The 19,977-nt window shown below is 62.9% G+C and carries 22 protein-coding genes and 1 pseudogene; 11 read left to right on the forward strand and 12 right to left on the reverse strand.

Going from position 1 to position 19,977, the window contains the following annotated elements; genetic code table 11:
- Nucleotides 1–108: 108 nt before the first annotated feature.
- Genes ABM562_RS27305 through aroC form a run of 3 tightly spaced genes read right to left on the reverse strand, consistent with a single transcriptional unit; the run spans nt 109 to nt 2,942 of the window.
- Nucleotides 109–627 carry a 1,2-dihydroxy-3-keto-5-methylthiopentene dioxygenase gene (locus tag ABM562_RS27305; protein WP_460423925.1) on the reverse strand — a complete coding sequence of 173 codons (519 nt, stop codon included), beginning with the start codon at nt 625–627 and terminating at the stop codon, nt 109–111.
- Between the two features lie 36 nt (nt 628–663).
- Nucleotides 664–1,812, reverse strand: a complete 1,149-nt coding sequence (locus ABM562_RS27310) for an MFS transporter (protein WP_115085861.1) — start codon at nt 1,810–1,812, stop codon at nt 664–666.
- 38 nt (nt 1,813–1,850) lie between these two features.
- Nucleotides 1,851–2,942, reverse strand: coding sequence for a chorismate synthase (aroC, locus tag ABM562_RS27315; RefSeq protein ID WP_038994078.1), 1,092 nt, complete (start codon nt 2,940–2,942; stop codon nt 1,851–1,853).
- A 133-nt stretch (nt 2,943–3,075) separates the two neighbouring features.
- Between aroC and ABM562_RS27320 the strand changes: the two genes are divergently transcribed.
- Both ABM562_RS27320 and ABM562_RS27325 read left to right on the forward strand, forming a co-directional pair.
- Complete coding sequence (locus tag ABM562_RS27320) at nt 3,076–4,038, forward strand: alpha/beta hydrolase (protein ID WP_115085860.1); 963 nt, start codon at nt 3,076–3,078, stop codon at nt 4,036–4,038.
- 106 nt (nt 4,039–4,144) lie between these two features.
- The gene (locus ABM562_RS27325) at nt 4,145–4,942 is read left to right on the forward strand and encodes a hypothetical protein (RefSeq protein WP_115085859.1); all 798 of its coding nucleotides are present in this window, start codon (nt 4,145–4,147) and stop codon (nt 4,940–4,942) included.
- Nucleotides 4,943–5,026: 84 nt separating this feature from the next.
- On the opposite strand, the gene prmB is transcribed toward ABM562_RS27325, so the two are convergent.
- Entirely contained in the window at nt 5,027–5,935 is a 909-nt protein-coding gene (gene prmB / locus ABM562_RS27330) for a 50S ribosomal protein L3 N(5)-glutamine methyltransferase (protein ID WP_115085858.1), read from the reverse strand.
- Between the two features lie 189 nt (nt 5,936–6,124).
- Between prmB and ABM562_RS27335 the strand changes: the two genes are divergently transcribed.
- The 5 genes from ABM562_RS27335 (at nt 6,125) to ABM562_RS27355 (ending at nt 8,765) form a co-directional block, all read left to right on the forward strand.
- Nucleotides 6,125–6,715: a cysteine hydrolase family protein gene (locus ABM562_RS27335; RefSeq protein ID WP_010224084.1), complete on the forward strand. Its 591-nt coding sequence runs from the start codon at nt 6,125–6,127 to the stop codon at nt 6,713–6,715.
- A 76-nt stretch (nt 6,716–6,791) separates the two neighbouring features.
- Nucleotides 6,792–7,112, forward strand: a complete 321-nt coding sequence (locus tag ABM562_RS27340) for a hypothetical protein (RefSeq protein ID WP_115085857.1) — start codon at nt 6,792–6,794, stop codon at nt 7,110–7,112.
- Between the two features lie 52 nt (nt 7,113–7,164).
- Nucleotides 7,165–7,722 (forward strand): Smr/MutS family protein, encoded by a 558-nt coding sequence (locus ABM562_RS27345; RefSeq protein ID WP_134061731.1) that lies wholly within the window; start codon nt 7,165–7,167, stop codon nt 7,720–7,722.
- A 69-nt stretch (nt 7,723–7,791) separates the two neighbouring features.
- Entirely contained in the window at nt 7,792–8,337 is a 546-nt protein-coding gene (gene folE, locus ABM562_RS27350) for a GTP cyclohydrolase I FolE (protein ID WP_038994069.1), read from the forward strand.
- Nucleotides 8,338–8,396: 59 nt separating this feature from the next.
- Nucleotides 8,397–8,765: a glutathione S-transferase N-terminal domain-containing protein gene (locus ABM562_RS27355; protein ID WP_115085852.1), complete on the forward strand. Its 369-nt coding sequence runs from the start codon at nt 8,397–8,399 to the stop codon at nt 8,763–8,765.
- 4 nt (nt 8,766–8,769) lie between these two features.
- Here the strand turns inward: ABM562_RS27355 and ABM562_RS27360 are convergent, their stop codons facing one another.
- The gene (locus ABM562_RS27360) at nt 8,770–9,372 is read right to left on the reverse strand and encodes a glutathione S-transferase family protein (protein WP_115085851.1); all 603 of its coding nucleotides are present in this window, start codon (nt 9,370–9,372) and stop codon (nt 8,770–8,772) included.
- 146 nt (nt 9,373–9,518) lie between these two features.
- Here ABM562_RS27360 and ABM562_RS27365 point away from each other — a divergent pair, with 146 nt between their 5' ends.
- A complete protein-coding gene (locus ABM562_RS27365; RefSeq protein WP_134061729.1) occupies nt 9,519–10,712 on the forward strand; it encodes a benzoate/H(+) symporter BenE family transporter in 1,194 nt (397 codons plus the stop codon).
- A 38-nt stretch (nt 10,713–10,750) separates the two neighbouring features.
- On the opposite strand, the gene ABM562_RS27370 is transcribed toward ABM562_RS27365, so the two are convergent.
- The 3 genes and pseudogenes from ABM562_RS27370 to ABM562_RS27380 form a co-directional block, all read right to left on the reverse strand.
- Complete coding sequence (locus tag ABM562_RS27370) at nt 10,751–11,632, reverse strand: methyl-accepting chemotaxis protein (protein ID WP_460423937.1); 882 nt, start codon at nt 11,630–11,632, stop codon at nt 10,751–10,753.
- Nucleotides 11,612–12,877 (reverse strand): annotated as a pseudogene (locus ABM562_RS27375) (HAMP domain-containing protein); the annotation flags it as partial. The gene ABM562_RS27370 and the pseudogene ABM562_RS27375, both read right to left, overlap by 21 nt.
- A complete protein-coding gene (locus ABM562_RS27380; protein ID WP_460423926.1) occupies nt 12,807–14,204 on the reverse strand; it encodes an aminotransferase-like domain-containing protein in 1,398 nt (465 codons plus the stop codon). The gene ABM562_RS27380 and the pseudogene ABM562_RS27375, both read right to left, overlap by 71 nt.
- A gap of 112 nt (nt 14,205–14,316) precedes the next feature.
- Between ABM562_RS27380 and ABM562_RS27385 the strand changes: the two genes are divergently transcribed.
- Nucleotides 14,317–15,486: an MFS transporter gene (locus ABM562_RS27385; RefSeq protein ID WP_115085848.1), complete on the forward strand. Its 1,170-nt coding sequence runs from the start codon at nt 14,317–14,319 to the stop codon at nt 15,484–15,486.
- Here the strand turns inward: ABM562_RS27385 and ABM562_RS27390 are convergent.
- Nucleotides 15,479–16,240 carry an SDR family oxidoreductase gene (locus ABM562_RS27390; protein WP_233673633.1) on the reverse strand — a complete coding sequence of 254 codons (762 nt, stop codon included), beginning with the start codon at nt 16,238–16,240 and terminating at the stop codon, nt 15,479–15,481. The two genes, ABM562_RS27385 and ABM562_RS27390, sit on opposite strands and share 8 nt — an antisense overlap.
- Nucleotides 16,241–16,470: 230 nt before the next feature.
- Between ABM562_RS27390 and ABM562_RS27395 the strand changes: the two genes are divergently transcribed.
- On the forward strand, nt 16,471–17,475 hold the full coding sequence (locus tag ABM562_RS27395) for an NADP-dependent oxidoreductase (RefSeq protein ID WP_346617556.1): 1,005 nt from the start codon (nt 16,471–16,473) through the stop codon (nt 17,473–17,475).
- Here the strand turns inward: ABM562_RS27395 and pyrF are convergent.
- Entirely contained in the window at nt 17,465–18,166 is a 702-nt protein-coding gene (gene pyrF / locus ABM562_RS27400; protein ID WP_115085845.1) for an orotidine-5'-phosphate decarboxylase, read from the reverse strand. The genes ABM562_RS27395 and pyrF overlap by 11 nt on opposite strands.
- A 178-nt stretch (nt 18,167–18,344) precedes the next feature.
- Here pyrF and ABM562_RS27405 point away from each other — a divergent pair, with 178 nt between their 5' ends.
- A complete protein-coding gene (locus ABM562_RS27405) occupies nt 18,345–18,512 on the forward strand; it encodes a DUF2897 family protein (protein WP_010224101.1) in 168 nt (55 codons plus the stop codon).
- 30 nt (nt 18,513–18,542) lie between these two features.
- Here the strand turns inward: ABM562_RS27405 and ABM562_RS27410 are convergent, their stop codons facing one another.
- Complete coding sequence (locus tag ABM562_RS27410) at nt 18,543–19,337, reverse strand: SDR family NAD(P)-dependent oxidoreductase (protein WP_460423927.1); 795 nt, start codon at nt 19,335–19,337, stop codon at nt 18,543–18,545.
- Nucleotides 19,338–19,480: 143 nt separating this feature from the next.
- Entirely contained in the window at nt 19,481–19,801 is a 321-nt protein-coding gene (locus tag ABM562_RS27415) for a ComEA family DNA-binding protein (protein ID WP_346617558.1), read from the reverse strand.
- Nucleotides 19,802–19,977: the final 176 nt, after the last annotated feature.

A 19,977-nucleotide genomic window follows, 5' to 3' on the forward strand; every position in this document is an offset into this window, starting at 1 on the left:
TTGTGTGTTGGGGGTAGGGGGGTTTTTTTTTTTTTTGCTTTGGGGGGGGTTTGGGGGGAAAGTCTTTCTCTTCTTTGGGGGGGTGGTTTTCCCCCGCGATGGCGTTTGTCAGTCGTCAAGCCGCGGGAAATTCTTGGCAATCGAATCGCCAGTAAATCGTGCAAGCCCACCTTCCGGCCGGTTGAACACCCGGATCGCCACGAACCGCGGCTCCTCGCCCATGTCGAACCAGTGCCGAACCCCTGCCGGCACGCCGATCAAATCGCCCTTCTCGCACAACACCGCATAGATGTAGTCCTCGATCCGCAGGCTGACCAGCCCGCGCCCGGCGGCGAAAAAGTGCAGTCGATCTTCGTCACAGGTATGTTCGGCGAGCAAGCTGGCGTCCGCTTCGCGGGTCACCTCGACACTGGCGTAACCGGTCTCGGCCTTCAGCGCATCGATACCAGGCTGATAAGCGCCGATCAGTTGCTGATCGCTGGCGCCCGCCTGGATGGGCGCGGCTGCCTGCCAACGCTCGAAACGCACGCCCTGCTCGGCCAGGGTCGCGGCGATATCCTCCAGGTGAGTCAGTACCTTGTTGGGAATGTCCGGGGTGGACTGGTGATACACGCTAAGGCTGCTCATCGGGGCAACTCCTTACTACCGGTTTACGGCCAAGGCTCATGCCCTGTCCTCTTTCATTCGAAGTGCAATGATAACGGCTGCAGCCAGGGCTGCGACGCTGGCAATACTAAAGGTGGTAGCCGGCCCCAGCAGGTTCCAGCTGTACCCCGAGTACAAGGCGCCCAAGGCGCCGCCGGTGCCGGCGAGCGCTGCATACAGCGCTTGCCCCTGGCCTTGCTGGCGGGCGCCGAAGCTGCGTTGCACGAAGGCGATGGCGGCAGCGTGAAAGCTGCCGAAGGTGGCCGCATGCAAGACCTGGGCGAGCAACAGCACGCCCAGGTGCTCGGCAAAGTTGCCCAGCAACGCCCAGCGCACTGCCGCCAGGGCAAAACTGGCGAGCAGCACCCGGCGCAGCGACACCCGCGCCAGGATCCAGCTCATGGCCAGGAACATCAGCACCTCGGCCACCACCCCCAGCGCCCAGAGCATGCCGATGGTGCCGCGGCTGTAACCCAGGTGCTCAAGGTGCAGAGTCAGAAAGGTGTAGTACGGGCCGTGGCTCAGTTGCATCAATGCCACGCACAGGTAAAACGCGGCAACACCGGGGCTGGCCAGTTGCTTGAGAAAACCGCCGCTGGCGGTACGATCATTCTGCCCCGGTGGCTGGGCATTGGGCACCCAGACGCTGGCCAGGACGATACCGGCCATGATGATCACCAGCGTGACCGGGTAGATATCCAGGCTCAAGCCGTCGAACAGCCGGCCAAGGCCGACCACGGTGAGGATGAAGCCGATCGAGCCCCACAGACGGATCTGGCTGTAGCGTGCGGTCTGCCCTTGCAGGTGGGCCAGGGTGATGACCTCGAACTGCGGTAATACCGCATGCCAGAAGAACGCATGCAGGGCCATCACCAGCGCCAGCCAGGCATAGCTTTTGCCGAAAAAGATCAACGAAAAGGTCGCCAGGGTCGACACGGCGCCCACGCGCACGATCAGCAAGCGCTGGCCACTGCGGTCACCCAGCCAGCCCCACAGGTTGGGGGCCACGCAACGCATCAGCATGGGAATGGCGACCAGCTCGCCGATGCGCGCACTGGAAAAACCCAGGTGATCGAAATACAACGCCAGAAACGGCGCTGTCGAGCCGAGCAAGGCGAAGTAAAAGAGGTAGAAACTGGACAGCCGCCAGTAGGGAATCGGCGCCACGGCTCAGCGAGCCGCAGCGCGAATGGCAGGTGCCAGCATTACAGCTGGCCCAGCACCGGCGTCTTCACTCGCACGTCGGCGTTCTGCCCGCGGTGACGCAGCAGGTGATCCATCAGCACGATAGCCATCATTGCTTCGGCGATTGGCGTGGCACGGATACCCACGCACGGGTCGTGACGGCCCTTGGTGATCACTTCAACCGGGTTGCCATCGACGTCGATGGAACGGCCCGGGGTGGTGATGCTAGAGGTCGGCTTGAGGGCCAGGTGGGCAACGATTGGCTGACCGGAGGAAATACCGCCAAGAATGCCGCCGGCGTTGTTGCTGAGGAAACCTTCCGGGGTCAGCTCGTCACGGTGCTCGGTACCGCGCTGGGCGACGCTGGCAAAGCCTGCACCGATTTCCACGCCCTTGACCGCGTTGATGCTCATCAGCGCGTGGGCCAGCTCGGCATCCAGGCGATCAAAGATCGGCTCGCCCAGGCCAGGCATGACGCCTTCCGCCACCACGGTGATCTTCGCCCCGACCGAATCCTGGTCGCGGCGCAGCTGGTCCATGTACGCCTCAAGCTCCGGGACCTTGTCCGGGTCAGGGCTGAAGAAGGCGTTCTGCTCCACCGAGTCCCAGGTCTTGAAAGGGATTTCGATCGGGCCGAGCTGGCTCATGTAGCCACGGATGCGGATGCCCTGGCTGGCCAGGTACTTCTTGGCGATGGCGCCGGCGGCCACGCGCATGGCGGTTTCCCGCGCCGAGCTGCGGCCACCGCCGCGGTAGTCACGCTCACCATACTTGTGGTGATAGGTGTAGTCGGCGTGGGCCGGTCGGAACAGGTCCTTGATCGCCGAGTAGTCCTTGGACTTCTGGTCGGTGTTGCGAATCAGCAGGCCGATGGAGCAGCCGGTGGTGCGGCCTTCGAACACTCCCGAGAGGATTTCGACTTCGTCGGCTTCCTGGCGCTGGGTGGTGTGGCGGCTGGTGCCGGGCTTGCGCCGATCCAGGTCGTGCTGCAGGTCGGCCAGGGAAATTTCCAGGCCCGGCGGGCAGCCATCGACAATGGCGACCAACGCCGGACCATGGCTTTCGCCAGCGGTGGTGACAGTGAACAGCTTGCCGTAGGTATTGCCGGACATGCAGGACGCTCCGCGAATCAGCCAGATTTGAACAAGGCCGCCAGTATACGCAGGCTAACCATTCAGTTCATCCCTGACGGCGAACCTTCTGCGCCCGGCCCGGTCCAAACCGCACTCTCTCGATAGTGGCCTGATGATGTTGCGTATTGTTGCAGTAATCGCCCTGCTGTTCAGCGGCCTGGTCCAGGCTGCTGCCCCCACCGTATTCCAGCGCCCGGTCAGCCTCGACACCGGCAGCGGCGTGTTACATGGCAGCCTGCTGTTGCCGCGCACCGAGCAGCCGCCACCGGTGGTGCTGATCATTGCCGGCTCGGGGCCCACCGACCGCGACGGCAACAATCCTTACGGCGGCAACACCGACAACCTCAAGCAACTGGCCCTGACCCTGGCGAAAAACAATATCGCCAGCGTGCGCTACGACAAGCGCGGCGTCGCTGCGAGCCTGGCGGCCACCCCGGATGAACGCGACCTGACGGTGGAGCGCTACGTCGCCGACGCGGTGGCCTGGAGCCAGAAGATCAAGGCCGACCCGCGCTTCGGCCGCCTGATCCTGCTTGGCCACAGCGAAGGTGCGCTGATCGCCAGCCTGGCCGCCGAGCAAAGCGGCGCCAGTGCCGTAATCAGCATCGCCGGCAGCGGCTGGCCGATCGACAAGGCGTTGCGTGCACAGATCTTTGAGCGGGTACCCGGGCGCTACATGGCCAGTGCCGGGGACATCCTCGATCGCCTTAAAAACGGCAAGACCTCCTCCCGGGTGCCCCTGCCCCTGCAGGACGTACTGCGCCCGAGCGTGCAGCCCTACCTGATTTCGCTGTTCCGCCAGGACCCGGCGGATGCCTTTGCCAAGGTCAAGGTACCGGCACTGATCATCCAGGGCACCCATGACTTCCAGGTCAATGTCGACAACGCCGAAATCCTCAAGGCCGCCAAGCCGGATGCCGAGCTTGCAGTGATCAAGGGCATGAACCACATGCTGCGCATTGCCCCCGAGGAAATCAGCCAGCAACGTGACAGCTATCTTGATCCGCAACTGCCGCAAGCGGCCGAACTGGGCCAGCGCGTTATCGACTTCATTCAGCGGTTGCCTGCCAGCTGAGGCCAAATCGCAGAAATTACGCCTCCAGCCCAGGACAATCCTGCCGATATAGCGGTGCTGGCATCGTCAATGCGACCAGCCCGCTGCGCACATGAGGATTGCCGTGATGACCGAAGCCGCCCCCCAGGACACCGCCGAGACGACTGCCGAGCAGGCAGCACCGGAGGCCGCCCCACTGCCCTGGGCCGATGTTGCCCCCGAACACTTCCAGATGCTGCGCCTGGCGCCGTTGCCGACCGACCGCAACAGCGGTGCGCGGCCGCTGCGCTTTGTCCAGTACGGCTATGCCGAACGCCACAACAAGCAGACCAGCCTGCTGCGCATGGCTATCCAGCTGCCGGCGCAAAAGGTGCGCAAGGAACAGAACCACCTGGATGTGTGGGTCGACCATGAAGAAAAACGCGTAACTTTCACCCCCGATTCAGGCCTGCAGATCGAGCCGCTGAACCGTGGCCTGGGGCGCTTCCTGCTGAACCAGGCAGTGCAATGGGCGCAGCGCAAGTGGCCGCATTACCGAGTCGAAGGTGCTGCCCTGCCAAGCAAGGACGCCCTCAACGAAGACACCCGCCTGCGCCGTGACCATGTGCTGCGCAGCCATGGCCTGGAGGTCGAGTACGCCGATGCCCAGCACCTGAAGGGGCGCTTTGTCGATGTGCAGGTCGGTGAACTCAAGGGCGGCTGGAACAGTGACAAGCTGCAGCGGGTCGAGATTCTCGATGCCGCGCAGATGCTGCAACAGGCCGAGCAGAGCTTGCAGGAAAAAGAGGCGCAACTGCGCGAGCGTGATGAGCGGGTCAGCAAGTACCGCCGTGAAGACAGTGGGCTGCGTTTTACCATCACCTGCCTGGTGGCCTTTGCGGTGTTTCAGGCGGGGTTGTTGATCTGGATTGCGACTCACCGCTAAAAAGCATCGCTGGCAAGCCAGCTCCCACAAGGGCAATTGTGGGAGCTGGCTTGCCAGCGATAGATTCACTGCAAACCTGAAGCCTTACACCTTCGAGGCAAACAACCCCTGGTGCTGACGGCACTGCTCAGCCGTGAGCATGAACACCCCGTGCCCGCCCCGCTCGAACTCCAGCCAGGCGAAATCCACTTGCGGATAAAGCGCCTCGACATGCACCTGGCTGTTGCCCACCTCGACAATCAACAAGCCCTTCTCGGTCAGGTGATCCGCTGCTTCGGCCAGCATCCGCCGCACCAGGTCCAGGCCGTCATTGCCGCACGCCAGGCCCAGCTCCGGCTCGTGGTGGTATTCCTCGGGCATGTCGGCAAAGTCTTCGGCATCGACATACGGAGGGTTGGACAGGATCAGGTCGAAACGCTGACCCGGCAGACCGGCGAAACCATCGCCCTGCACGGTATAGACGCGTTCTTCCAGGCCGTGACGTTCGATGTTCTGGTTGGCGACTTCCAGCGCCTCGAAGGACAGGTCGGCGAGCACCACCTCAGCCTCGGGGAATACTTCGGCACTGACGATACCGATGCAACCGGAGCCGGTGCACAGGTCGAGGATGCGTGCCGGCTCACCGGCCAGCCATGGCTCGAAGCGCTTTTCGATCAGCTCGCCAATCGGCGAGCGCGGGATCAGCACGCGCTCATCGACAATGAACGACAAGCCGCAGAACCAGGCTTCACCCAGCAAGTAAGCCGTGGGCACGCGGTCTTCGATACGGCGCTTGAGCATACGCTGCAGGTTGACCAGCTCATCGTCTTCCAGCTGGCAGTCGAGGTAGGCGTCGGCGACTTCCCAGGGCAGGTGCACCGAGCCCAGCACCAGCAGCCGCGCTTCATCCCAGGCGTTGTCGGCGCCATGACCGAAAAACAGGCCATGCTCGTGGAAACGGCTGACGGCCCAACGGATATGATCGCGCAGGGTGCGCAAGCGAGAAGTGATCACAACAGACTCCTTGAAAGACGACCTGCGATTCTAACAGCCCGGCCAAAGAAATGATCGGCAAAAACACCTTGTAAGGATATCGCCAAGGTGGCTGCAGGCCACTAACGACGCTGGTTGTACGCGAAGCGATTCACATAAGTGCTCAGGCAGGGGACAATAGGGTAAAAGCCCTATCCAAAGGAGCCCTTGATGTCTGTTCCAACGACGATGTTCCACCTCAGCGGTCGCGGTTATCCGCCGGCCAAGCTGAACAACGCCAGCCTGGTGATTATCGATGCGCAAAAGGAGTACCTCAGCGGTCCTCTGGCGCTCTCGGGCATGGACGCGGCCGTGGCCAACATCGCTAAAATGCTCGAGGCGGCCCGCAAGGCCGGGCGCCCGATCATCCACGTGCGTCACCTGGGTACCGTCGGCGGCATGTTCGACCCGCAGGGCCCACGCGGTGAATTCATCCCGGGCCTGGAGCCACAGGGTGACGAAGTGATCATCGAAAAGCGCATGCCCAACGCCTTCAAGAACACCACCCTGCATGAGACCCTGCAGAAATACGGCCACCTGGACCTGATCGTCTGCGGCTTCATGAGTCACTCCAGCGTCAGCACCACCGTGCGCCGGGCCAAGGATTACGGCTACCGTTGCACCCTGATCGAAGATGCCTGCGCCACCCGCGACCTTCCGTTCAAGGATGGCGTCATCCCTGCGGCGCAGATCCAGCAGAGCGAAATGGCGATCATGGCCGACAACTTTGCCTGTGTGGCGCCGACTACCAGCCTGATCTGAGCGACCGCCCGGCAGCCGGGCGGAACCACCTCACGGCTTTTCGGTCCAACGCCGGATATCCATAGAGGAAATCGGAATGAAAATATCCGATGGTTTTGATGCCAAGCGCTTGCGCCCCCGCACGCCCCGTAACTGGGGCATGCGCCTGGCTGCGGCGTTTTCGGCGTTACTGGCAACTGCCGGCGTGCTGCTGGCCATGGCCGGCGCCGCCAGCCTGCTGGGCCGCCCCGCGGCCCTGGGCGAGCTCAATGCCAACCCGGCTGGCGCCAGCATCTTGCTCGGCCTTGGCCTGTTACTGCTGTACCTGGGCATCTGGTTCTGGCGCCGCAGCCGCTTGCGTCTGCGCCGCAGCCGCGAGCTCAACCTGTCACCGCACCTGATGAAAAAACACGATTGACTGCACGCCTTAGGGGAGTCGCGTAAACTACGCCGCCCAGGCGGAGGCTTACATGCAAGACGACGAATTTTCCCTGTTCAAAAGCGAGATGCGCGGCGTCAAGCCGATCACGCATGATCGCGCCGAGGTCGGCAAACCCAAGGCCGACCGCAAAAAGCTGGCGAGCCTGCGCCAGGCCGCGACAGTGCGCAGCGACCAGACCGTGGTCGACGGCCTGTCGGACCAGTTTGTCATTGATGTCGGCCCCGAAGACGACCTGCACTGGAGCCGTGACGGCGTCCAGGAAAGCCAGATGCGCAAGCTCAAGCTCGGCCAGATCGGCTTTGAAGGCAGCCTCGACCTGCATGGCATGACCGTCGAAAAAGCCCGGGAAACCCTCTGGGCCTTCCTCGCCGAGGCCACCCGCTTCGAAGTGCGCTGCGTGCGCGTCACCCACGGCAAGGCGGTACGCCTGGATGGCAAGCGGCCGATGATCAAGAGCCACGTCAACACCTGGCTACGCCAGCACCCGCAAGTACTCGGCTTTACTTCGTGCCAGGCCCGCCATGGCGGTACGGGCGCGGTGTATGTCATGCTCAAGCGAACCATGCTCGAAGGCCGTGACGAGTAACGCCGTACTTGCAGCGCCGCCGTCGCCGCCGTACCCTTCGCGTTTGCGATAAATCCCACAGGTAGATCCATGTCCCTGGAACAGAACTACACCGCGATCCTTGGCCAGCTTGGCGAGGATGTCTCCCGCGAGGGCCTGCTCGACACGCCCAAGCGGGCTGCGAAGGCCATGCAGTACCTTTGCCGCGGTTATGAGCAAACCCTGGAAGAAGTGACCAACGGCGCCCTGTTCAGCTCCGATAACAGCGAAATGGTCCTGGTCAAGGACATCGAGCTGTACTCGCTGTGCGAGCACCACATGCTGCCGTTCATCGGCAAGGCCCATGTTGCCTACATCCCTGACGGCAAGGTCCTGGGATTGTCCAAGGTGGCGCGGATCGTCGACATGTACGCCCGTCGCCTGCAGATCCAGGAAAACCTCAGCCGCCAGATCGCCGAAGCGATCCAGCAGGTCACCGGCGCCCTGGGCGTGGCGGTGGTCATCGAGGCCAAGCACATGTGCATGATGATGCGCGGTGTGGAAAAACAGAACTCGACCATGATCACTTCGGTGATGCTCGGCGAATTCCGCGAAAACGCCGCGACCCGCAGCGAGTTTCTCAGCCTGATCAAGTAATCGGGCCAGACTGCAAGCCGACCTGTCGTGGTCGGCTTTTTTTATTCTGAGGAGTTGCCATGATCGTCAAAGCACTGCGTGTGGGCCTTGGCCAGTTGATTGTGTTCGGTGACTGGATCAGCCGCCCAGCCAAGCTCAAGCGCGACCCGGCCGCCCAGGCCCAGGTCGAACAGCAAGCCAGCGGCCTGAGCCTGTATCAGTTTCACGCCTGCCCGTTCTGCGTGAAAACCCGCCGCACCCTGCACCGCCTGAACGTGCCGGTGGCGCTGCGTGATGCCAAGAACAACGAACAGGATCGCCAGACCCTGCTCGCCGAAGGTGGCAAGATCAAGGTGCCATGCCTGCGCATCGAGGAAGACGGCAAGACCACCTGGATGTATGAATCCAAGGTGATCATCGACTACCTCAACAAGCGTTTTGCCGCCTGATCGCTCAACCGAGCATGGTCACGTGACGGGGATGGCTGGCCACACGCTCCAGCCATGCCTGAACGCCCGGGTATTCATTGAGGTCGAACCCACCCTGATGGGCGACATGGGTGTAGGCGTACAGCGCCACATCGGCGATCGAGTAGGTATCGCCCACCAGGTACGGCGTTAGCTGCAGCTGTTTCTCCATCACCCGCAGGGCCTTGTAGCCGCCCTTGTGCAACGTCTTGTACTCCTCCAGCCGGTCTTGCGGCAGCCCCAGGTAGAACTGGATGAAGCGTGCTACGGCAATGTACGGCTCATGACTGTACTGCTCGAAGAACTGCCATTGCAGCACCTGGGTGCGCAAGCGCGGTTCGGTAGGCAGGAATTCGCTGCCATCGGCGAGGAAGTTGAGAATCGCATTGGATTCCCACAGATAGGTGCCATCCTCGAGCTCCAGTACCGGCACCTTGCCGTTGGGGTTCATGGCCAGGAACGCCGGGGTTTCCGTCTCGCCCTTGAGGATATCCACCGAGTGCCATTCGTAAGGCAGGTCAAGCAGGTGCAGCATGAGTTTGATCTTGTAGCAGTTGCCCGACTGGTAGTCGCCGTAAACCTTGTACATCGCTCCCCCTCTTCGTAATGCTGAATCGAACCCGCGCCCATAGTTGGCGACTGTACGGCTAATTGCAATGCCTGCTGTATGGCAAAGATCAACAGTCTGCGCGTTAGTCTGAAAAAACTGCTTACACCCAGAACAAGGAAAGCCCCATGTCCGACGCCACGTCTGCGCAATTGCGCCCTTTGGCCGACTCATCCCCTTCCGCGGTCGTGGCCGGCTTCATCGCCATGCTCACCGGCTACACCAGCTCGCTGGTGCTGATGTTTCAGGCCGGCCAGGCAGCCGGCTTGACCACCGCGCAAATCTCCTCCTGGATCTGGGCGCTGTCGATCGGTATGGCGATATGCAGCATCGGCCTGTCGCTGCGCTATCGCACGCCGATCACCGTTGCCTGGTCGACCCCCGGGGCGGCGTTGCTGATCACCAGCCTGGGCGGGGTCAGCTACGGCGAAGCCATCGGCGCTTACATCACCTGTGCGGTGCTGGTGGTGATCTGCGGAATGACCGGCAGCTTCGAGCGCCTGGTCAAACGCATTCCGGCATCATTGGCCTCGGCGCTGCTGGCCGGGATCCTGTTCAAGATCGGCAGCGAGATCTTCATTGCCGCCCAGCATCGGACCGCGTTGGTGCTGGGGATGTTCTTCAGCTACCTGCTGATCAAGCGCGTGTCGCCGCGGTACTCGGTGCTAGCCGCTTTGGTCGTGGGTACCGCCCTTTCCGGCGCCATGGGCCTGCTTGATTTCAGCGGTTTCAGCCTGGAAGTGGCCACCCCGGTGTGGACCACGCCAAGCTTCTCCCTGGCCGCCACTATCAGCATCGGCATTCCGCTGTTCGTGGTTGCCATGACTTCGCAGAACATGCCCGGTGTCGCCGTACTGCGTGCGGATGGCTACCAGGTACCCGCCTCGCCACTGATCTCGGTAACCGGCCTGGCTTCGCTGGTGCTGGCGCCGTTCGGCTCCCACGGCATCAACCTGGCGGCCATCAGCGCGGCGATCTGCACCGGGCCGCACGCCCATGAAGACCCGAACAAGCGTTACACCGCGGCGGTCTGGTGCGGGATCTTCTACGGTATCGCTGGCGTTTTCGGCGCCACCCTCGCGGCGCTGTTCGCAGCCCTGCCCAAGGAGCTGGTGCTGTCGATCGCTGCCCTGGCGCTGTTCGGCTCGATCATGAACGGCCTGACCGTGGCGATGAACGAAGCCAAGGAGCGGGAAGCGGCGCTGATTACCTTCATGGTCACAGCGTCTGGCTTTACCCTGTTCTCGATCGGTTCGGCGTTCTGGGGGATTGTCGCCGGAGTGCTGACCTTGATGATCCTCAACTGGCGTAAATCGGCGTAGGCAAATCGCGGGGCAAGTCGGGAGCCGCACCGCCGCTCCTACAGGCGAAAATGCCCGACCATGCCCTTCAAGTCGTTGCCCAGCTGCGCCAGCTCGATACTTGAGCTGGCGTTGCCTTGCATGGCCAATGCCGACTGATCGGCGCTGCTGCGGATCTGGGTGACGCTGCGGTTGATTTCCTCGGCCACCGAGCTCTGCTGCTGCGCTGCCGCAGCAATCTGCTGGTTCATCTGCTGGATCAACGACACCGCTGCGGCAATGCTGCCCAGTGCGCTTTCAGTGTGCAGGGCATCGCTGACGGCCAACTTGACCAGCTCGGCACTGCCCTGGATCTGCGCTACCGATGCCTGGGCACCGCTGCGCAAGCTGCTGACCAGGCGCTCGATCTCCTCGGTCGATTGCTGGGTGCGCCGCGCCAGTGCCCGCACCTCGTCGGCAACCACGGCAAAGCCCCGGCCCTGCTCGCCGGCCCGTGCAGCTTCGATGGCGGCGTTGAGCGCCAGCAGGTTGGTCTGCTCGGCGACGCTCTTGATCACCTCCAGCACCTGACCGATGTTCTGCACTTCGCTGCTGAGGGTGTCGATGCTCTGGCTGGCCGACTCGGCGGAACTGGCCAACTGCTCGATTCGCTGCATGCTCTGGCGCACCACCTGCTGGCCGCTCTCGACCTTGTCATCCGCCGTTTGCGCCGCCAGGGCGGCTTCTTCGGCGTTGCGTGCAACATCATGCACGGTGGCGGTCATCTGCTGCATGGCGGTGGCCACCTGCTCGGTCTCGTCCTTCTGACTGTTGACCTCGCGATTGGTCTGCTCGGTGACCGCCGACAGCGACTGGGCGTTGCTGGCCAGTTGTTCGATACCGTTTTGCAGGCCACTGACGATCGCGCTCAAGCCTGTGCCCATCTGTTGCATGGCCAGCATCAGCTGGCCGACCTCGTCACGCCGATCGATACTGATTTCGCCGCGCAGGTCGCCGGCGGCAATCTGCTGGGCCCGGCCCATTACCTGCCGCAACGGCCCGACCACCGCGCGGGTGATCAACCAGGCCGCCAGCACGCCCGCCAGCAATGCCAGCAGCGAGGCAGCGAGGATCAGCACGGCGTTGCGCTGCAACTCGCCTTGCATGGCCTGGTCTTCAGCGAGATAGGCTTGATCGACCTGACGGGTGACCTGCTCGGCCCGCGCCTGCAATTGCTGCTTGAGCTGCTGCTCACGGCCAAGCAGATCGGTGTACTCGGCAAGCTTCTCGCTGAAACTGGCGATATGCGTGCTGACTTCGCCAAGCACGGTTTGATAGCCGGCGTCGGTTACCGCAGTCTTCAACTGCTCGACCAGGGCAGCGGCTTGTTCGGTCTGTTCGATGCGCCCCTGGCGCGCATCTTCGGCGCCCTTGCGGTTCTGCTCCAGGCGCACCCGCGCCTCATCCATGGCCTGCAACATCAAGCGGGCAACCTGAGCGACTTGCCCGGCCTGCTCTACGAACTCGGCGCCCTGCTGGCCCTGACTATCCTTGAGGGTATAGGTGCCATCATCGGCCAGCCCCGACTGCAGCACATCGAGGTTGTTGGCAACACTGGAGACTGACCAACTGGCCATGTCCAGCGCCAGCTCCTTGGCCTGGGTCAGCTCGACGAACTGGTCGAAGGCCTGGCGGTAATCGTTCAGCGCCTGCTCGACGCCGCTCAGTTGCGGCAGCGCCCGTGCTTGCTCTTGCAGGGCTTCGAGGCGCTGGTGCACTGCTTCTACCGCCTTGGGATCGGAGCGCAGGGCGAATGCCTGTTCCTGCAAGCGAGTGTCGAGCAGCGCGGTATTGAGCGCCGCCATCTGCTTCAAACCGTCGAAGCGTTGCCCGACGCTATGCAGGGCGGCAACTCCCGCTGCCGCCACCACGGCAGTCAGCAGCAAGACCAGGGCAAACCCCAGCCCGAGCTTGCGGGCCATGCCCAGGTTGGCGAAAAAACCACGCTTGGCCGAACTCATCGCACTTCCCCCTGCTGCCCGCAAATGCATCAAGCGTGAAGAGTGGCAATGGCGTGGCTGGTGGCACAAGATCCCGGCGTCGGAATAATGGCAAAAAGCTACAGTTGCGTCGTTTTCAGGACAGCCGAGGTCGCCCGGCGCGCTGGAAGAACGTCTGTGCCCGTTGGTCCTGGGCATAGGCGACATTGATCCGCAACCAGTCGCAGGCAGCGCCCTGGGGATCGAAGGCACTGCCCGGCGCCAACAGCACCGAACAGGCCTGCGCCTCGTGGTTGAGCTCGGCAAAACTGCGCCCCGGGCAACGGGCCCAGACGAACATGCCGCCATAGGGCTCGGTGAACACTTCCCAGCCGTTGGCCTCCAGTTGCCCCAGGGCCTTGGCCATGTGCTGGGCCAGGCGCAGGCGCAGGCGTGCCGTGCTTTTTCGGTAGCTGCCGTTGCCAAGCATCTGCGCCACCACCTGCTCGGTAAAGCGCGAAGTCCCCAGCCCGCTGACCATTTTCAGTTCCGCCAGGCGGGCGACCAGCTCAGGCCCGGCCACCAGGTAGCCGACCCGGAGCGAACTGCTCAGGGTCTTGGAGAAACTGGCCAGGTAGATCACCCGCTGCTCGGCATCCAGGGTTGCCAGACGCGTGACTGTACCGTCCTGAAAGTCCGCGTAGATGTCGTCCTCGATGATCAGCAGGTCATGTTCACGGGCCAGTTCCAGCAAGCGATAGGCGACCTTGGGCGACAGGCTGCTGCCGGTGGGGTTCTGGTACAGGCTGTTGATGTACAGGCAGCGCGGGCGGTGCTGCTTGAGCAGGTCCTCCAGCACCTGCAGATCGGGACCGTGCGGGGTACGCGGCACTTCGAGCATGTCGATTTGATGCAGGCGCAACAGGCTGTACAGGTTGTAGTAACCCGGGCTTTCCACCAGCACCTTGTCACCTGGCTTGAGCAGGGTGCGCACCAGCAGGTCGAGGGCGTGGCTGGCGCCCTGAGTGGTGAGGATCTGCTCGGGCGCGGCGTGGATGCCGATCTGCCCCAGGCCCTTGTGCAATTGGGTACGCAGGCTGGCCAGGCCCAGTGGCGGGCAATAGTCGATCAGCTCATCGACCGCGCCACGGCTGACCTGACGCACTGCCTGGGCAATCGCCTCGGTGGCGCGCCAGCTGGAGGGCACCCAGCCACAGCACAGCTTGAGCAGCTCGCCCGGATCGTCCGTGAATTGCTGCCAGCGGCTGTCGAACGCTTCGTCGCGGATCGGCTGATCGACCAGAGGTGTCTTGAGGCGCTGTTCAGCGACAAAAAATCCGGCGCCATGGCGCGCCTCCAGCCAGCCTGCTGCCACCAGCCGGTCGTAGGCTTCGATCACGCAGGACTGGCTGACGCCCTGCTCCCGGGCCAACTGACGTATCGACGGCAAGCGGCTACCGGGACGCAAGCGCTGGCCTTCGATCCAGGCCTGCAGTTGCCCAGTCAATTGCTGTGCCAGCGGGATGGCGGAGTGACGATCAAGGCTGAGGTGCATGGCAAAGTGTTCGCAGATTTTGTCCGAACAGTTAATCACAAAACCCTTGCCAGTGTGCCTTGTGAGGCCCTGCTGATCACCGGATAGTCGGCCCATCGACAAGGAGCCGACCATGCCCACCCAGCGCCACCCTGCCCTACTGGCTTTTGCCCTGTGCCTGATCACCTTTGCGGTCAACCTGCAGGCACCGCTGTACACCGCTTACGCCGAGCTTTCCGGTTATGGCGCCGGGGCCACGGCAATGGCGTTCTCCGGGTATGTACTGGGGGTGATTCCAGTGTTGCTGTTGCTTGGCGGCCTGGCCGATCGGGTCGGGCGTCGCCCGCTGATCCTCGTCGCCCTGGCCTTGTCGATGTTCGCCACCCTGCTGATGCTGTTGGCCCCTGGCCTTGAAACCCTGGGCCTGGCGCGCCTGCTGCTCGGCATCGGCACCGCACTGGCGTCGGCCACCGGCACCGCCTACATGAGCGAACTGATGCACAGCGGCGACAACCGTCACGCCGCCACCTGGGTCACCGCCAGCACCTCGCTGGGTTTCGGCCTGGGTGCGGCGCTGACCAGCCTGTTCCTGCTCAGTGGTCCAAGCCTGACACCGGGCAGTTTTTACCTGCATTTGGCGCTGGCCTGCCTGGCGATGCTGGCGGTATGGCAGCTGCCCGACCGGCGCCTGGACAATCCCGCCGCCCTGTTGCGCCTGCCCTACTACCCAACCGGCAGCCTGCCCTATGGCCTGGCGATCCTGCTGGCCTGGGCCTGTGTCGGCCTGGTGATCGCCTTGCTGCCGTCGATCCTCAAACAGCATGGCCTGGCCAGTTGGTCGGGGTTTTCGACTTTTTGCGTGATCAGCTGCGGATTACTGTTCCAGCCACTGGCCAAGCGCCTGGCACCGGTGCGCGCCACGGCCATTGGCCTGGTGATATTGCCCTGCAGCTATGCGCTGCTGGCCTGGGGCGCGGACAGCGGCGCGCTGGCTGCCGTGCTGCTGGGCACCATCGCCGCCAGCAGCGCCTGCTATGGCTTTGTGTACCTGGGTGGATTGTCGGCGGTGAACACCTTGGCCGGTGAGGAAAAAACCCGCGCCAGCGCCGGCTTCTTCCTCTTGGCCTACATGGGCTTCAGCCTGCCGGTGATCCTCACCGGGCTGTTGGTCGACCGCCTCGGCCCAGGCACCGCCCTGCTGCTATTCGGCCTGGTGCTGCTGGCCGGTTGCCTGCTGGTTGGCCTGGCCCTGGCACGCAGCCACAAGGCGCTTGCCGTGCCGACGCTGGCAACCGTCAAATAGCCGTGGCGCCGCCATCGACTGCCAGGGCCTGGCCGGTGGTGAACGCAGCGCCATCGCTGCACAGGTAAAGCACGGCACTGGCAATTTCCTCGACCTTGCCAATACGCCCGACCGGGTGCATGGCTGCGGCGAATTCAGCCTTGCGCGGGTCAGCCTCATAGGCGCGGCGGAACATGTCGGTGTCGATCACCGCCGGGCACACGGCGTTAACACGGATCTTCTTCTTGGCGTACTCGATGGCCGCCGATTTGCTCAGGCCGATCACCGCATGCTTGGAAGCGCTGTAGATACTCATCTTCGGCGCGGCCCCAAGGCCAGCCACCGATGCCGTATTGACGATGGCGCCGCCGCCCTGGGCCAGCATCAATGGCAACTGGTACTTCATGCACAACCACACACCCTTGACGTTGACGCCCATGATCGCGTCGAACTCAGCCTCGCTGCCTTCGGCCAGGCGGCCCTGCTCGATCTCGATACCGGCGTTATTGAAGGCGTAGTCCAGACGCCCGTAAGCCTCGACCGTGCGCCCCATCAGCTGCCGCACATCCGCCTCGCGGGTGACGTTGCAGCTGACGAACAAGGCCTCGCCGCCGTTATTGCGGATCAGCTCGACCGTGCTTTCGCCACCGGCGGCATCAAGGTCGGCCACCACCACTTTCAAACCCTCGGCGGCAAACGCCAGTGCCGTCGCCCGGCCAATCCCCGCAGCACCACCGGTGACCAGGGCAACCTGGCCGGAAAAACTCATGCTCATCGCTAGCTCCTGCAACAAAGTGAGGTCAGTGATCAGGAGTCTAGGCAGCGATCCGCGGCGTTGGGCAGCATCATCAGGGCGCCGGTTGAAGCACTATCGGCGTGGGTGATTGTGTTGGCCAGGATCAATCAGCGCAGTGGATTACCGTGCATTCGCCAAGCGGGTAAACCTTGCCGACTGGCCAATCAGGGTCTATCAACAAGCATTGCCCTTCAAACGAGAGCCTTGCCATGACTGCCCAGACCAACCGCCGCTTCCTCCTCGTCAAACGCCCGACCGGCGCCGTCACCCGCGACGACTTCAGCTATGAACAGGTGCCGGTGGCAGAACCGGTTGAAGGTCAGATTCTGGTGAAGAACCTCTATCTGTCACTGGACCCGGCCATGCGCGGCTGGATGAACGAAGGCAAGTCGTACATCCCGCCGGTGGGCCTCGGCCAGGTGATGCGCGCCCTGGGCGTCGGCGAGGTGGTTGCCTCGAAACACCCGGGCTATGCCGTCGGCGATCACGTCAACGGCGCACTGGGCATCCAGGACTATTTCGTCGGCGAGCCCCAGGGCTTCTACAAGATCGATCCGAAACTGGCGCCGCTGCCGCGTTACCTGTCCGCCCTCGGCATGACCGGCATGACCGCCTACTTCGCCCTGCTCGAGGTTGGTGCACCCAAAGAAGGAGAAACCGTGGTGATCTCCGGTGCTGCGGGCGCCGTCGGCAGCATTGCCGGGCAGATCGCCAAGCTCAAGGGTTGTCGCGTGGTGGGTATCGCCGGCGGCGCCGAGAAGTGCCAGTACCTCAAGGATGACCTGGGCTTTGACGGGGTCATCGACTACAAGGCCGAAGATGTCCTGCAAGGCCTCAAGCGCGAGTGCCCGAAAGGGGTCGATGTCTACTTCGACAACGTCGGCGGCGACATTCTCGACGCCGTGCTCAGTCGCCTTAACTTCAAGGCGCGGGTAGTCATTTGCGGCGCCATCAGCCAGTACAACAACAAGCAGGCGGTCAAAGGCCCGGCCAACTACCTGTCACTGCTGGTCAACCGTGCGCGCATGGAAGGCTTTGTAGTGATGGACCATGCCGCCAACTATGGCAAGGCGGCGCAAGAGATCGCCGGCTGGCTGGCAACCGGCAAGGTGAAGAGCAAGGAAGACGTGGTCGAAGGGCTGGAAACTTTCCCCGAGACACTGTTGAAGCTGTTCAGCGGGGAAAATTTCGGCAAGCTGGTGCTTAAGCCCTGATCTCGGCGACCACCGCCGCCAGCGCCTGGGCGGGATCGGCAGCCTGGCTGATCGGACGACCGATCACCAGGTAGTCGGAGCCGGCATCCAGGGCCTGGCGCGGGGTCAGGATGCGACGCTGGTCGTCCTGGGCGCTGCCGGCCGGGCGGATCCCCGGGGTGACCAGTTGCAGCGACGGGTGCGCGGCCTTCAGTGCCGGCGCTTCCAGCGCCGAGCACACCAGCCCGTCCATGCCGGCCTTCTCGGCCAGTGCCGCCAGGCGCAGCACCTGCTCTTGCGGCTCGATATCCAGGCCGATGCCGGCCAGGTCTTCACGCTCCATGCTGGTCAGCACGGTCACGCCGATCAGCAACGGCTGCGGGCCGCTGCGCTGGGCCAGCACCTCACGGCAGGCCGCCATCATGCGCAGGCCACCGGAGCAATGCACGTTGACCATCCACACGCCCATCTCCGCGGCGGCCTTGACGGCCATGGCGGTGGTGTTGGGGATATCGTGGAATTTCAGGTCGAGGAACACTTCGAAGCCCTTCTCGACCAGGGTTTCGACAATGCCCGATGCGCTGCTGGTGAACAGCTCCTTGCCGACCTTGACCCGGCACAGTGCAGGATCGAGCTGATCGGCCAGCTTCAGGGCGGCGTCACGGGTAGGGAAATCCAGGGCGACGATGATGGGCGTCTGGCAGGCGGACATGGGCGGGTCTCTTGGCAAGTCTTGAACGGCGCGCATTGTAAACGAAGCGGCGGCCCGTGGGGGGCCGATGATCGCGAAATGGCCGCCAAACGGGCAGCCCCCTATAATTGAACCAATGAATGATGCTTTGGCTCCAACGAACAGGAGCGGCGTCATTCCCCGCCCGAAGGAGAACTACATGCCCTGGTACGCCTGGTTGATTCTGGTGCTCGCAATCGGTTCCATCGTCGGTGGCCTGATGCTACTGCGTGATACCGCGAAAAAGCTGCCCCTGACCGAGGAGCAGCTTAAACGTGTGCATGAGCGCAATGCCGAGATGGATGCCAAGGATGCGCAGGACCGCTGAGCCGTTTACACGACTTGGCGTAACGCGGCCTTACTTGTAGCGCGCCGCCGCCGAACTGCGCGACAGATTTGGCCCCAGAGCATCCCGGGCCTTGATATAAGCCTGCCAATCCGTCGCCTGCGGCAGTGAAGGAATAGTCACCTGTTCTTTCTGGTCCAGACCGCTGAGCGCAGCGTCAACCATCTCCCCTACTTCCATCACCATCTGCGGGTCGATTTGGGTTACATCAAGGCCGGAGCGCTCGAAGATTTCCGTACGGGTGACCCCGGGCAGCACGACCTGGACCTGCACCCCTTTATCTTTCAGTTCACCATGCAGCGTCTGGCTGAGGCTCAGGACGTACGCCTTGCTCGCGCTGTAGACCGCATTGAACATCTCTGGCGCCAAAGCCACGACCGAGGCGATGTTGATGATTGTGCCGCGACCTGCCCCGGAAAACCGGTCAGCTGCCGCAGCAGCCAGGCGGGTCACAGCCACGATGTTCAACGCAACGAGCGACTCGATCTGCGCCGGCGTAGCCTCAGCCAAGGTGCCATGCAGGGCGATCCCGGCGTTGTTGACCAGCACGCCGATCTGCTCATCGTCGCGCAGGCGCTGCTCGACCCGGGCCAGATCGTTTGCCTGGGCGAGGTCTGCGGCCAATACCTCGACATTGATACCGTGACGCGCCTGGAGGTCGCTCGCCAGGGCTTCGAGACGCTGACGGTCCCGTGCAACCAGCAACAGATCGTGCCCGCGGGCGGCCAGACGCTCGGCGTACACCGCGCCGATGCCGGAAGAAGCCCCTGTGACAAGGGCGGTGGGTACTGCCGAAATAACTGACATTGCGGTGATCTCCAAAGGCTTGCAGAAGAGGATGTGCAGTGCCAGATCAAAATATTATACTCGTAATATTCGATCAACCAGAGCCGACCGAAGGCATATGCCAACAAAGAAAAGCCGGTCAATGACCGGCCTCTTCCTTGGTGTCAGTTGACTGAAAGCTTGTCCCGATTACGGTCCAGCAGTGCCTTGCCAATACCTTTGATTTCCAGCAGTTCATCCACTGAGGTGAACGCCCCATGCTCTTCGCGATAGGCAATGATGGCTTCGGCCTTGGTTTTGCCGATGCCGGTCAGGGTGGATTGCAGGGTGGCAGCATCGGCCTGGTTCAGGTCCAGTTTAGCCGCCGGCTGCATGGAGACCATGATCGGTGCGGGATTATCTTCGGGCTGCACCGCGGCCGTTGTCGTAAGGGATACGGCAGCGAAGAGAGGCAGAAGGAGGTAGGACAGGACAGTGTTGCGCATGGATAAGACTCCTTGAGTGGTTTGCAAAGACAGCTTTTCCGTAGCTGCCTCTGAAACCTAGAACGGTCTGGACGAGAGTCAAACCAAATTGCTCACTGGAACCTTTACCAAATTAGACCAGCAACGACTTCACAGACGTACAGTGACAAAAAAGGCAGCCCCCTGGGCTGCCTTGC

It is taken from the genome of Pseudomonas sp. ZL2 (genome assembly GCF_054788455.1).

What these genes read in the sequence shown, in the direction of transcription:
- aroC (WP_038994078.1), bottom strand. Translation starts at nt 2,942, where the DNA reads ATGTCCGGCAATACCTACGGCAAGCTGTTCACTGTCACCACCGCTGGC.
- ABM562_RS27365 (WP_134061729.1), top strand. Translation starts at nt 9,519, where the DNA reads ATGTCCGACGCCACGTCTGCGCAATTGCGCCCTTTGGCCGACTCATCC.
- ABM562_RS27370 (WP_460423937.1), bottom strand. Translation starts at nt 11,632, where the DNA reads ATGCTGGCCATGCAACAGATGGGCACAGGCTTGAGCGCGATCGTCAGT.
- folE (WP_038994069.1), top strand. Translation starts at nt 7,792, where the DNA reads ATGTCCCTGGAACAGAACTACACCGCGATCCTTGGCCAGCTTGGCGAG.
- ABM562_RS27345 (WP_134061731.1), top strand. Translation starts at nt 7,165, where the DNA reads ATGCAAGACGACGAATTTTCCCTGTTCAAAAGCGAGATGCGCGGCGTC.
- ABM562_RS27385 (WP_115085848.1), top strand. Translation starts at nt 14,317, where the DNA reads ATGCCCACCCAGCGCCACCCTGCCCTACTGGCTTTTGCCCTGTGCCTG.
- ABM562_RS27305 (WP_460423925.1), bottom strand. Translation starts at nt 627, where the DNA reads ATGAGCAGCCTTAGCGTGTATCACCAGTCCACCCCGGACATTCCCAAC.
- ABM562_RS27380 (WP_460423926.1), bottom strand. Translation starts at nt 14,204, where the DNA reads ATGCACCTCAGCCTTGATCGTCACTCCGCCATCCCGCTGGCACAGCAA.
- ABM562_RS27405 (WP_010224101.1), top strand. Translation starts at nt 18,345, where the DNA reads ATGCCCTGGTACGCCTGGTTGATTCTGGTGCTCGCAATCGGTTCCATC.
- ABM562_RS27410 (WP_460423927.1), bottom strand. Translation starts at nt 19,337, where the DNA reads ATGTCAGTTATTTCGGCAGTACCCACCGCCCTTGTCACAGGGGCTTCT.
- ABM562_RS27355 (WP_115085852.1), top strand. Translation starts at nt 8,397, where the DNA reads ATGATCGTCAAAGCACTGCGTGTGGGCCTTGGCCAGTTGATTGTGTTC.
- ABM562_RS27415 (WP_346617558.1), bottom strand. Translation starts at nt 19,801, where the DNA reads ATGCGCAACACTGTCCTGTCCTACCTCCTTCTGCCTCTCTTCGCTGCC.
- ABM562_RS27320 (WP_115085860.1), top strand. Translation starts at nt 3,076, where the DNA reads ATGATGTTGCGTATTGTTGCAGTAATCGCCCTGCTGTTCAGCGGCCTG.
- ABM562_RS27360 (WP_115085851.1), bottom strand. Translation starts at nt 9,372, where the DNA reads ATGTACAAGGTTTACGGCGACTACCAGTCGGGCAACTGCTACAAGATC.
- ABM562_RS27340 (WP_115085857.1), top strand. Translation starts at nt 6,792, where the DNA reads ATGAAAATATCCGATGGTTTTGATGCCAAGCGCTTGCGCCCCCGCACG.
- ABM562_RS27395 (WP_346617556.1), top strand. Translation starts at nt 16,471, where the DNA reads ATGACTGCCCAGACCAACCGCCGCTTCCTCCTCGTCAAACGCCCGACC.
- ABM562_RS27335 (WP_010224084.1), top strand. Translation starts at nt 6,125, where the DNA reads ATGTCTGTTCCAACGACGATGTTCCACCTCAGCGGTCGCGGTTATCCG.
- ABM562_RS27325 (WP_115085859.1), top strand. Translation starts at nt 4,145, where the DNA reads ATGACCGAAGCCGCCCCCCAGGACACCGCCGAGACGACTGCCGAGCAG.
- ABM562_RS27390 (WP_233673633.1), bottom strand. Translation starts at nt 16,240, where the DNA reads ATGAGCATGAGTTTTTCCGGCCAGGTTGCCCTGGTCACCGGTGGTGCT.
- pyrF (WP_115085845.1), bottom strand. Translation starts at nt 18,166, where the DNA reads ATGTCCGCCTGCCAGACGCCCATCATCGTCGCCCTGGATTTCCCTACC.